Source organism: Paenibacillus sp. AR247, from assembly GCF_002968895.1.
GTDB classification, from domain to species: Bacteria; Bacillota; Bacilli; order Paenibacillales; family Paenibacillaceae; genus Paenibacillus_AQ; species Paenibacillus_AQ favisporus.
The window spans coordinates 85,183-96,536 of record NZ_PCZT01000009.1; the positions used below are offsets into that span (position 1 = coordinate 85,183).

General features: G+C 49.7%; 11 protein-coding genes and 1 pseudogene. 9 read left to right on the forward strand and 3 right to left on the reverse strand.

Annotated elements, in window-relative coordinates:
* The 3 genes and pseudogenes from CPT76_RS39175 to CPT76_RS08195 all read left to right on the forward strand — a co-directional run.
* Positions 1-1,250, forward strand: a pseudogene (locus CPT76_RS39175) (nitrate/nitrite transporter); the annotation flags it as partial.
* 43 nt (positions 1,251-1,293) lie between these two features.
* Positions 1,294-2,310, forward strand: a complete 1,017-nt coding sequence (gene moaA / locus CPT76_RS08190; protein ID WP_105442563.1) for a GTP 3',8-cyclase MoaA — start codon at positions 1,294-1,296, stop codon at positions 2,308-2,310.
* Between the two features lie 50 nt (positions 2,311-2,360).
* Positions 2,361-3,089 carry a YwiC-like family protein gene (locus CPT76_RS08195; RefSeq protein WP_308737544.1) on the forward strand — a complete coding sequence of 243 codons (729 nt, stop codon included), beginning with the start codon at positions 2,361-2,363 and terminating at the stop codon, positions 3,087-3,089.
* A 142-nt stretch (positions 3,090-3,231) separates the two neighbouring features.
* Here CPT76_RS08195 and CPT76_RS08200 read toward each other — a convergent pair whose 3' ends face one another.
* Positions 3,232-4,125, reverse strand: coding sequence for a ketopantoate reductase family protein (locus tag CPT76_RS08200; protein ID WP_105442564.1), 894 nt, complete (start codon positions 4,123-4,125; stop codon positions 3,232-3,234).
* 160 nt (positions 4,126-4,285) lie between these two features.
* On the opposite strand from CPT76_RS08200, the gene CPT76_RS08205 reads away from it, so the two are divergent.
* The 3 genes from CPT76_RS08205 (at position 4,286) to paiA (ending at position 6,011) form a co-directional block, all read left to right on the forward strand.
* Positions 4,286-4,864: a TetR/AcrR family transcriptional regulator gene (locus CPT76_RS08205; protein ID WP_105442565.1), complete on the forward strand. Its 579-nt coding sequence runs from the start codon at positions 4,286-4,288 to the stop codon at positions 4,862-4,864.
* 145 nt (positions 4,865-5,009) lie between these two features.
* The gene (locus tag CPT76_RS08210; protein ID WP_105442566.1) at positions 5,010-5,462 is read left to right on the forward strand and encodes a MarR family winged helix-turn-helix transcriptional regulator; all 453 of its coding nucleotides are present in this window, start codon (positions 5,010-5,012) and stop codon (positions 5,460-5,462) included.
* Between the two features lie 27 nt (positions 5,463-5,489).
* The gene (gene paiA, locus CPT76_RS08215) at positions 5,490-6,011 is read left to right on the forward strand and encodes a spermidine/spermine N(1)-acetyltransferase (RefSeq protein ID WP_105442567.1); all 522 of its coding nucleotides are present in this window, start codon (positions 5,490-5,492) and stop codon (positions 6,009-6,011) included.
* 137 nt (positions 6,012-6,148) lie between these two features.
* Here the strand turns inward: paiA and CPT76_RS08220 are convergent, their stop codons facing one another.
* Positions 6,149-7,729, reverse strand: a complete 1,581-nt coding sequence (locus CPT76_RS08220; protein WP_105442568.1) for an MFS transporter — start codon at positions 7,727-7,729, stop codon at positions 6,149-6,151.
* A 450-nt stretch (positions 7,730-8,179) separates the two neighbouring features.
* Here CPT76_RS08220 and CPT76_RS08225 point away from each other — a divergent pair, with 450 nt between their 5' ends.
* Complete coding sequence (locus CPT76_RS08225; protein WP_258168200.1) at positions 8,180-9,166, forward strand: hypothetical protein; 987 nt, start codon at positions 8,180-8,182, stop codon at positions 9,164-9,166.
* Positions 9,167-9,254: 88 nt separating this feature from the next.
* Here CPT76_RS08225 and CPT76_RS08230 read toward each other — a convergent pair whose 3' ends face one another.
* Complete coding sequence (locus tag CPT76_RS08230) at positions 9,255-10,430, reverse strand: serine hydrolase domain-containing protein (RefSeq protein ID WP_105442569.1); 1,176 nt, start codon at positions 10,428-10,430, stop codon at positions 9,255-9,257.
* A 204-nt stretch (positions 10,431-10,634) separates the two neighbouring features.
* Between CPT76_RS08230 and CPT76_RS37145 the strand changes: the two genes are divergently transcribed.
* A complete protein-coding gene (locus CPT76_RS37145; protein WP_163875666.1) occupies positions 10,635-10,775 on the forward strand; it encodes a hypothetical protein in 141 nt (46 codons plus the stop codon).
* Between the two features lie 229 nt (positions 10,776-11,004).
* On the forward strand, positions 11,005-11,354 hold a 350-nt coding region (locus CPT76_RS08235; protein ID WP_146116279.1), incomplete at its 3' end, for an FAD-binding oxidoreductase.

The window sequence follows — 11,354 nt, forward strand, 5'->3', positions numbered from 1 at the left end:
TTCCTGGGTGTCGGAGGAGCCGTCTTCTCGGTCGGTGTCACCTCGCTCCCTAAGTATTATTCGAAGAAAAGCTGGGCTTGGTCAATGGAATTTACGGAATGGGCAATGTCGGTACAGCCATTACCACCTTTGCCGCACCTGTCATTGCTACGCAAATCGGGTGGGCGCGTACCGTCCAGCTGTATTTAATTCTGCTGCTCGCGTTTGCGGTGCTGAACGTATTCCTGGGTGACCGCAAAGAGACGAAGGTCAAAACGCCGCTCATGGAGCAGATCAAAGGCGTCTATAAAAACGATAAACTGTGGTATTTTTCACTGTTCTATTTCATCACCTTCGGTTCGTTCGTTGCGTTTACGGTATACCTTCCCAACTTCCTGGTTACGAATTTCGAGCTCTCGAAGGTGGATGCAGGGATGCGGACAGCCGGATTCATCGTGGTGGCGACCTTCCTGCGGCCAGTGGGCGGGTGGCTGGCGGACCGTTTTAAACCGCTGTTCCTGTTAATGGGTGTATTCGTCGGTCTTACGATTGCAGCCATCATCTTGGCGTTCTCTCCGTCGATCGGCCTCTATACCGTGGGGTGTTTAACCATCGCGGTAGGCGCCGGACTTGGCAACGGGATCATTTTTAAACTAGTGCCGCTGTATTTCAACAAGCAGGCGGGGATCGTGAACGGGATCGTGTCGATGATGGGCGGCCTTGGCGGCTTCTTCCCGCCGCTGATGCTCTCCTTCATTCATTCGGTGACAGGACAGTATTCGATCGGTTTCATGGCGCTCTCCCAAATTGCGCTCGCCAGCCTCGTCATCGTCGTTTGGATGTATTACCAGGATAAACTGGCCGTTTCCTCGGAAGTGTTCAATTCCACAGGGCAAGGCATTCTCGTGACGGACCTGAGCGGAAAAATCCATGCCGTGAACCCGGCATTCACGAAACTGACGGGCTACACGGAAGAGGAAGTGATCGGCAAAAATCCGAGCATCCTGAAGTCCGGCCGTCAATCCGGTGAATTTTACAGTACCATGTGGGCTGAAATCAAAGAGCGGGGAAGCTGGCATGGGGAGATCTGGAACCGTCGAAAAAATGGCGAGGAGTATTTAGAGCTATTAATCATTAATGCAGTTAAAGATGATGCCGGAGACGTCGTCCATTACGTCGGGACGTTCAGCGATATTACGAACAAGCCTACAAACGACCGCTATGGAGGCGGAAATTCAAAGCTGAAAACCAGTCCGCAGCTGCAAGGATAAAGCGGGCTGAAGCATGTACGGATATACGAAGGAGGAAGTAAACATGGCAGCGAACCCCCAGTTTGATCAGCTGGCAAGACCGATGCGCGACCTGCGGATTTCCGTGACAGACCGATGCAACTTCCGCTGCACGTACTGCATGCCGAAGGAGATCTTCGGGGATGATTATGCCTTCATGCCCAAGGAGCAGCTGCTGTCATTTGAGGAAATTACACGGGCAGCCAAGGTATACGCATCGCTTGGCGTGCGAAAGATTCGCCTGACCGGCGGTGAGCCCCTGCTGCGCCGTGGACTTCCCGAGCTCATTCGTATGCTTGCTGCTATTCCGGGGATTGATGATATCGGGCTGACGACGAACGGCCTACTGCTTGGGGGGCAGGCAGAGAGTCTCTATCATGCCGGGCTTCGCCGGGTGAATGTAAGCCTGGATGCGCTCGATCCGGAACGCTTCGGCCGTATCAACGGAAGGGGCATTCAGCCGTCTGTCATTATCGCCAACATGGAACGCGCCCTCAGTTTCGGAATCGAGGTTAGAGTAAATATGGTCGTGCAGAAAGGCCTCAACGATCAGGAGATCGTCCCGATGGCGGCTTTTTTCAAAAAACTCGGCATCACGCTCTGCTTCATCGAATTTATGGACGTGGGAAACGACAACGGCTGGCGTATGCAGCAGGTCATGACGAAGCGGGACATCTTCGAACGGCTGGGTGGCGATGTCGAGCTGACGCCGGTCTCTCCGCGCTTTCCCGGGGAAGTGTCCAAACGGTACCGCTACAGAGACGGGGAGAGCGAGGTTTGCTTTATCTCGTCCGTATCGGAAGCATTCTGCTCTTCCTGCACACGGGTCCGTTTGTCTTCGGACGGTAAAATGTATTCCTGTCTGTTTGCCTCCAAAGGGTTCGATCTGCGAAACCTGCTGCGATCCGGCGCATCGGATGAACAGCTGCTTGCGGCCATCCGCGGCGTGTGGGAGAAGCGGGAAGACCGGTATTCGGAAGAGCGAACGGAACAAACGGCGATGAGCCGAAAAAAGATTGGTATGTCCTATATCGGCGGCTGAGCGGCCTGAACCCCAAGGCGTGAACAGCCAGCCACGGAAAGGATCAGAAGTTGTATGAAAAAATAAGAATGGTCATTCCACGGGAGCACGGGGGCTGGGCGATGGTCAGCATTCCCTTTATCATCGGCATGATGGCGGCGAACCCCGTTCTTCAGCATCTCCCCTTGTTCCTTGCCTGGCTGTTCCTGTATTTGTCATCCTATCCGCTGCTGCAGGCTTTAAAAAAGACGACCAAGCGGACCTGGTGGCTCAAATGGGGCGCAGGTTATGCGGCGGTGGCTCTCCTGTGCCTCATTCCGGTGCTTCTTCAGGAGGTATGGCTGTTCTGGTTCGCTCCGGTACTTATCCTGCTTCTCACCGTAAATATCTGGCATGTGCGGCGAAAGTCCGAGCGGGCGCTGCTGAACGATGTTTGCGCGATTCTGCTGTTCTGCACCGCCGGCACGGCGGCTTATCTGCTGGGGGGCGGAACATGGGGCAGGGAACTGGCGGAGGTTCTGCTGTACAACTTCCTGTACTTTATGGGAACCGTTTTTTTCGTTAAGTCCGTATTTCGTGAGCGAAAAAATAAACGGTGGGCCATCTATGCGAAGGTTTATCATCTCATCGCGCTGGTACTGCCGCTGCTTACGCTCAGCCCTTGGATGTGCGTGCCATTGGTTTATCCGCTGGTCAAGACATGGGTATACTCCGGCAAACCGTTAAAGCCGATGAGGGTAGGCATCATGGAAATTGTCGGTTCCGTGCAATTTGTGATTCTAACGCTGATCCTGCTGTAAGCTAAAAAAGCCGTCCGAAAACGCAACAGTACCCAATACATCAAAAACGCCTATTTGTTATGAAATGCGGCAGACCCGGGCTCGAAAGTCCTAGGCTGCCGCTTCTTTTTGCATGGGATTAACCGGGCTAGCCGTTCTGGTGTTATTGCCCAACAGAAAACTTTTCATGAAATTTCTCATCCAACAGCATAATTTCCGCTCTCTGACTGACGGCATGGTCCCCAAGCATGACATCAATGATAAAATCATTGCTCAGCATCTGGTGGTACATTGCGGTAAGTTCTTGTTCCGACAATTCCCCCATGGCCTTCGTTTCGCTCGGAATGATTTGGATTCCGGCTTGCTCGACCAAGCGAAGATTTTGTTTAATATCGGCCGCGATCCTGTTGAGCGTGCGTTCGCTTCTTGCTGTCTCCAGATCAACCACACCCTCGTCCGTAAAGAAATGCTTGTTGCCCACGGCAACCGCAGTATGCGAAACATGAAATGCATACATATCATGCTGGATCTCATAATGCAAACCCGCCGTTTCAAGGACTTTGGCCAGTTCTTTGACCCTTTCGGTCGTCTGTCCATTGATTTCGCCAAAAATGGTCCCTTGGTGTTTTTCCGTACCGAATTGGGCGTATAATACATCCTCTTTCATGTCTCCACCTGCCCCGGGAAATCCGGGGAGCAGCCGGTCGCCCACGATATCAAGCCAGGATTCATAACCGATGGTGTTGGTCAAAGTGACGATCGTTTGGCTCCGGTTATTTTTGATCGCAGACAGGGCGGATTCGGCTTGATCAAACCGTACAGGAACAAAGATAAAATCATAAATATCGTCGTCCTCAAGCTTCCCGATCGTCGTGATCGACATTTGTTTTATCGTGCCGTGATCGTTGTAGCGCAGCCCGTTCTTTTGAAGGGCTTCGAGCCGTTTTCCCCGAGCCAACAGAGTGACATCCAGACCCGATTGGGCAAACCGGAGCGCGTATATGCTGCCAACGATACCTGCGCCAAATACTAAAAGTCTCTTTTTTATCGTATTCAACAGTGATCTACCCTTTCCATGAATTAGTCAGAGATTGCTTAAGCAACATCTGTTGGGTAAGATGATAGTATGGCAAGCTAATGTTTTCAATCGGCAGATGGAGCGGAACGTTGCATAGACAACACATTTTGAAATTTGATGTTTTAACAGGAGGCTGAATATGGTAAATCAGCAGGATCCGAGGGTATTGCGCACACGCCAGTTAATCAGGGAAGCGTTTAGGGAGCTGCTCCGAAAGAAAGATTTTGATTCCATAACCATTAACGATATCGCACAAAGAGCAACGATTAACCGCGCCACCTTCTATGCGCATTATGAAGATAAATATGCTTTGCTGGAAGAAATCACAGAGCAGGCTTTTCGCGATCGAATTCCTGATCAAGTGCTGAATGCAAGCGACTTTACGGATGAAATCTGTGACGGGCTGATCATGATGACTTACCACTACATTATGGATTTTTATCAGATATGCAGAATTGATGCCAAACCGATTGCATCGCTCGTCGATGAGAAAATCAAGCAGCTGCTGCAGCAATCCATTGAACACATTTTACGGAGAGGGAATCTTCACCTCATGGAAGACAGCCATACGAAAATCATTTCGGCGATGACAGCCTCTGCGATTTATGGCGCTGCGCATGCTTGGTTAACGGTGGGAGAGCATGACCGAACCGATTTACTTGTGGGCTTTGTTCGTCCCTATGTCATGAATGGCCTGGGTCTGCCGAAAGTGCCTTAAGGGTACGCTCTAGGCAATCTGATGTTGTATTTACTATTAATTAATTAAATCATTCGCACTTTTCATTTTGTTGCAAATGCAATAAAAATAATATAATATGGATCAAGAACGATTGATCAGTTGAAAAGGATGAGGAGCTGCCCGTATGAAAGAAATTCTGCGCGAAATCGGAATGATTGCCAGGGCGTTGGATTCAATCAGCAACATCGAATTTAAGGAATATGACCTGACGAAAGGGCAGTATTTGTATCTTGTCCGGATTTGCGAGAGCCCTGGGATCATTCAAGAAAAGCTAGCCGAAATGGTTAAGGTAGACCGGACAACCGCAGCCCGTGCCATACAAAAGCTTGAAACGAATGGCTTTATTGAGAAAAAGGCGGACGAGCATAACCGAAAGATCAAGAAACTTTTTCCGACGGAAAAAGGGCAATCGGTATATCCTTTTATCCAAAGAGAACATGATCATTCGAATCGGGTCGCGTTAGCGGGATTTTCGGAAGAAGAAACAGATACCATTTTTCAACTTCTGCAAAGGGTTAGAAAGAATATAGAAGTAGATTGGGAATACGTCAAAAAGGGGAACAAGAGGGGTTATTGATTTCGGATAAAGGAGCTTTCGACTAACATGACAGTACGCATAACAAAGTGCAGCCGTGAAGATTTACCGCGGCTCCGGGAAATCAGCATCGAAACATTTACGGATACATTTAAAAACCAGAATTCACCGGAGAATTTGAAAGCCTATTTGGAAAGGGCATATAACGCCGAACAGTTGGAAAAAGAATTGACCCATAGCTCTTCGGAGTTCTATTTCGTCTATTTCCATGATGAACTTGCCGGATTATTAAAGGTCAATATGAATGATGCTCAATCCGAACCAATGGGCAATGATGCGCTTGAAATTGAACGGATTTATATTCGAAGCCAGTTTCAAAGAAAAGGGCTTGGCCAATATTTAATCAACCAAGCGATGGAAATCGCCAAAATTCACAACAAAAAGAGACTGTGGCTCGGGGTTTGGGAAAAGAACGAGAAAGCCATACGCTTTTACAAAAAAATAGGTTTTGTTCAAACCGGCGCGCACTCTTTTTATATGGGTGATGAAGAACAAACGGATTTTATTATGGTCAAAACGCTTGCTATATAGATCGAACAAAAGCTATGCATTGACCTTCCTGTTATAATCGCACAGTATGGCGGCCTATTAACATTGAATTTTTTTCGCTCACACGTTTGCAAATAGCCTTGGCCAAATGGCCAAGGCTATCCGAGGTCAATTATTCATTATTGCAGGGAATGCTCTGCTTCCGGAATACTTTCTGCTAGGTCCGGTTGGTTCTCTCCAATCGGCCGTAAGTGACGGAACTGGATCGCGACCAAAACGNTGATACCAAGCATGATGACTCCACTTACCGCTGCAATAGCGTGAAACCCGCCCATAAAAGCTTTGCTTGCCCCTTCGACGAGCGAAGTACCGGCTTCCACTGTGAGACTTTTTGCTGTCTCGATCGCCCCGGTCAAACTGTCGCGTGAGAGTTGTGCAGAGGATTCCGGGAGGTTGGCAGGGATCGAGCTCGTCACCTGGCTGCGATATACAACGGTGCCGATGCTGCCCAAAACGGCAATGCCCAGCGCAAACGCAAATTCTCCGCTAGTTTGCAGCATGGCGGCGGCCGATCCTGCCTTTGCCGGCGAGACCGAGCCGATCACCAGATCGCTGGACAGGCTAGGTAATGGAGCAGCACCCAAGTTGAACAGCACATACCCGATGACAAGATAAGTGAGGCCGGAATCACTGCCCACCTGAGTGAGGAACAGACATCCTGTCGCGGAGATCAAAAGGCCTCCACCGATCAGGCGAGCCGGGCGCACCAGCCGTGCGGCCAGCGGTGAGAGTAACATCCCGGCCATGGAGGCGATGGCTCCGGGGAGCATAAATAACCCTGCTTCAAGCGGAGACAGTCCCTTTACGAATTGCAGATACTGCCCGATATAGAGCATCGTTGCTCCCGTAAATGTGATGCCGAACATGCCTCCCAGCGCGGAGCTGAATCCCCGGTTCGCAAATAGACGCAGATCCAGCAATGGACTGGTCAACCTTTTCTGCCTCGTAACGAAAAACACGCCAAAGACTAAGCCAGCGAATACAAACAGTAATGGTACAATTTGCAGGCCGTATTTGGCTATTTGTTTAAGTCCATAGATGACCGGCAAAATGGCAAGCAACGACAACAAAACACTTGTTACATCAAGAGGGCCGGTTTGGGGATGACGATATTCCGGCAGCAGAACGGGTCCGGTAAGGACCAAAATCAACATGATGGGCAAGGAAAGCAGGAATACCGAGCCCCACCAAAAGTGATTTAACAGCATGCCGCCGAGGACCGGACCAAGTGCCATACCGCCCATGGAGCACATCATCCATATGCCGATGGCGAGAGAGCGCTGCTTGGGATTGCGGAACATGCTGCTGATTAAAGCTAAAGTCGAAGGCGCGACCGTTGCCCCGGCGATCCCAAGCAGCGCACGCGCTCCAATCAGAGTCCATGCGTTTGGAGCAAATGCGGCTAATAAGGAAGCTGCTGCAAAAGAGATTCCGCCGATCATCAGCAGCTTCCTGCGGCCGATCCGGTCTCCCAGCGAGCCCATCGTGATTAGAAATCCGGAGAGCATAAATCCATAGATGTCGATGATCCATAATTGCTGAGCGCTGTCTGCGCCAAGGTCGGCGCTGATATGCGGCAGCGCGAGAATCATCACGGAGAGATCAATCGAGACCAGAAGGGCGGGCAGAGCTAGTACGGCAAGTCCGATCCATTCCTTTAGGCCGGCCTTCAGCTCATTGCTGTACGATGTGCTGCTCATATTGACCCCACTCCTCGTCTTGCATACTTAAAAAACGGTGTGCTGTGTTGAAGTTGCCGTTTCGTCATCATCATCGATCTCCCTTTTAATTTTTTGCCGGCAATTGAATCTTAGGACATGACGCTGCGTAAGGTTCAAGGGGAAATTTTACACCTGAGTACCAGGTATGAGACCATCCGATGATGCAAATATGTTCAGAGGTAACGTTACAAGTATATTACTTGAATCACAACAACCAACCAGGGGGACGAAAGGATTAGGCCCAGAACTACCTGATTTAGGACTATAATGACTTGAATGAGCTTGAATTCAGGTTAAACTACAATAGAACGATCCATTCTTTGCCGGAATTCCATTAAACAGCTGCTCTGTAATGTGGAGGATGGCAGGTAGGAAACTGATTTCATTCATACAGACAACATAACATCAATTTTATGGAGGTGTCCGTGTATGAAGTGGAGGTTTACGGAAAGGATGGCTGTCATGGCCCAGACTTGGAGGAGCAGCAAACGATTGACCTTATTTATCGCTATTCTTCTCTGCGCATCCATGCTGATGCCCGTTGCAGCCAGTGCAGCATATTACAACACGTACTCCACCGTCGCTACGCTGGGCAATGCCAATGATTGCTACGCCGCTCAGGGATTTGCCGTGGGATCAACTTACGTCTATTCTGTAAAAGTCAATGGCGACAACAATAAGGCGGTCATTTATCGTACCAAAATGAGTGACGGTACCACAACGCTCATGACCAACGGGGATAACGGATCTACTTACGCTACGTATCTCGGTCATGCCAACGATATCGTTCTCAGCTCCAACGACGGCAATTATTATATGTTCGTCGTCACCATGAACGCTGGCAGCATGAGTCTCGTGAAACTGAAATATGTAGGATCGACTTACTACAAAGTAGGTAATTACACTATTAAATACGATGGTGTAGACAAGGCGATGTCGGGTGTGAAAATTACGAGCAAAGACGCGAGCAACATTAACTTTTTATTCAAATCCGGAAGAACCTTGTACAGAGGTTCACTTCCGCTAACCGCAACCAGTGGAACGATCCATGTAACGAATAGCTTCTCTCTGAATATTGAAGATGCCAAGGTCAACGGCAGCACGATATCCAATATCACTTCGTATGCTTTCCAAGGCTTCGGTTATTATAACAACACCATCTATGTTCCGATGACATATAAAAACGTCAGCATTGTGCTCGTTTATCGCAATATTTCTACGGCTTCGGGCACTATCCAAGCTGATCCCAATCTATCGTTCCGCGTGACGTCTTCGGCATTTCCTGACCTGTTTGAAATTGAGGGCGTCGGAGTGGCGAACGGAGATAAGTTATGGTTCAGCACCAACCGAAGAACCGAACCCGGCGATACGGCGCATGACGGCGTGCATTATTTTAACGATTTCAGCGCTTCCTGATGGGGAGCTGTCCACCTATAGACCATTCTTCGTGAAAAAATAAAACCGCACATGGAGCTCTGCTCCCGTGCGGTTCTTTCGTTTGGCCTTACAAGGTGCTGAACACGATATTACGCAGCTTGCGCGTAATTGGCATCGTGCCGCCATCTTTTTTCTGGATCATAAATAAGATCGTCAGTCCGTCCCGTGGGCTGTTGCTGAAGTATGCCCCCAGCCAGCCGTCCCAGCCGTATTCGCCCGGGCTGCCGATAAATCCGGCTTTTCCGGGGTCGGTCATGATGCGCATCTGGTTGCCATAGCTATGGCCGCGCATGGTGTGCCACGTATCGAAGCCTTTTTGCTGCCACTCGGTTAATGCCGCCGACGTCATATATTGAACCGTTCTTGGCTTTAACAGTTGAACACCGTTGAAGCTGCCTTGATTCATCAGCATCGTCGTGAACTTGGCAGCATCGTCAATCGTGGATGCCAAGCCGGCCCCGCCGGACTCGTATGCCGGATCACGGTCCAGCTGATGGGCGATGCCAAGGTGGCTGTGCGAGTAGAGCTTTAAGCCGCCTTCACCATCATCCTGATAGGTTTTTACAAGACGGTCTCTTTTTTCTTCAGGCAGCCAGAATCCGGTATCCTTCATGCCCAGCGGCTCGAATATTTCCTTTTTCAAAAATTGTCCGTACCGCATACCGCTCACCGCTTCTACAATCGCACCAAGCACATCGGCCGACGTTCCGTACTGCCAGTACGAGCCCGGCTCGAACGAAAGCGGGATCTGGCCCAGGCGGTTCGCGAACTCCAGTGTGCTCATCGGGTTATCACCGTTCAACCGGCTGCCCAGCTCCTGGAACAATGCATCCGTTTGCTGCCCGCCTTGGTTGGTTCCGCCGTATACTAATCCTGATGTCATATTCAATAAATCGTGAATGTTGACTTCGCGGCCGGCCGGAACCAGTTCGCCGTTTTTTTCAACCGGCTGGTTTTTGAAACCCGGAATGTAACGGCTTACAGGATCGAACAGATCGATAGCCCCACGCTCCAACAGCATCATGATGGAGGTGGAAGTCACCGGCTTCGTCATCGAATATAACCGGAAAATCGAATCCCTCGCCATAGGACGTCCCGACTCAAGGTCGGCTAATCCGTCTTCATGGTAAAAAACTTCGTTCCCGTCCTTCAGCACCATGAAATTCGCGCCGGCGATCTCCTGGTTGTCAATACTTGCTTTCAGCGTATTTTTCAATAGGTTGGTGATGTTTGACTCCAGCATGCTCCTTATGACTCCTTCTCGAATAAGTTCACTGCAACAATTGCGGATATAAACAATGCGCTATGAAAATATTAAGCGCTTTTGGCGCGGTTGTATAGTGCCGAGTCCAAGCAATCGTTAAAGAGAACCCGATTTCCGATTCGGATAAAGTCCAAGGTATGAAAACAAGGTTAGGCGCTCATGTTATGGATGGAGGTGAGCGTCATGACTGGAAGAAACAACAAGCCGAAAAACGACGGCCCTGCATCTTCGCCAGAACGGCTGGATCAGTTCGGAGAGAAGCTGGCTGAAACCGGGGGAAATCAACCGATGAATCCAGGCAAAAAGAGTGGAAAGAACTGCTGAGTGAAGTAGTACCGCAAAAAAACGGCTTCCGTAAACCGGAGCCGTTTTTTCTTTCCTGCATTTCGACTCACTAAATACATGACATCAGAGGTGACATGATTTTCGGGAAATGCAAAGGTTTCTATACAGGGCGCCTATAAGGCAGGTGCCGTTGCCAGGTCAATTGCCCCGACATAGGAATAAGCAGATGAGTACAGCTTACTCCATGATCGAGGATGGTGGACATATAATGACACAAAAGCGGAATACAGCCTGCACCCCATTGACCGGAAGAATCGTGGTGCCTGGCAATCCGTCTTATAATACGGCCAGAATGGAATACAATCGGCGCTTTTCCAAGTTCCCACGGATCATCGTATTTTGCCAACGAACGCAGGATGTTATCAACGCAGTGAAATGGGCTCGTGAGCGAGGCGTACGGTTTAGAGTCCGCAGCGGGAGGCACAGCTATGAAGGATTTTCGTCTGTTAATGGCGGGTTAATTATCGATGTAAGCGAAATGAATAGCGTGAAGGTGGATCGCAAAAACATGGTGGCCCGCATACAAACAGGCAATCCGCTTGCCCGTGTATACAGAAA

Bases quoted from the DNA above. Each gene is read 5' to 3' on its own strand.
- CPT76_RS08210 (WP_105442566.1), top strand. From the start codon at position 5,010: ATGAAAGAAATTCTGCGCGAAATCGGAATGATTGCCAGGGCGTTGGAT.
- CPT76_RS08205 (WP_105442565.1), top strand. From the start codon at position 4,286: ATGGTAAATCAGCAGGATCCGAGGGTATTGCGCACACGCCAGTTAATC.
- CPT76_RS37145 (WP_163875666.1), top strand. From the start codon at position 10,635: ATGACTGGAAGAAACAACAAGCCGAAAAACGACGGCCCTGCATCTTCG.
- CPT76_RS08225 (WP_258168200.1), top strand. From the start codon at position 8,180: ATGAAGTGGAGGTTTACGGAAAGGATGGCTGTCATGGCCCAGACTTGG.
- CPT76_RS08230 (WP_105442569.1), bottom strand. From the start codon at position 10,430: ATGCTGGAGTCAAACATCACCAACCTATTGAAAAATACGCTGAAAGCA.
- moaA (WP_105442563.1), top strand. From the start codon at position 1,294: ATGGCAGCGAACCCCCAGTTTGATCAGCTGGCAAGACCGATGCGCGAC.
- paiA (WP_105442567.1), top strand. From the start codon at position 5,490: ATGACAGTACGCATAACAAAGTGCAGCCGTGAAGATTTACCGCGGCTC.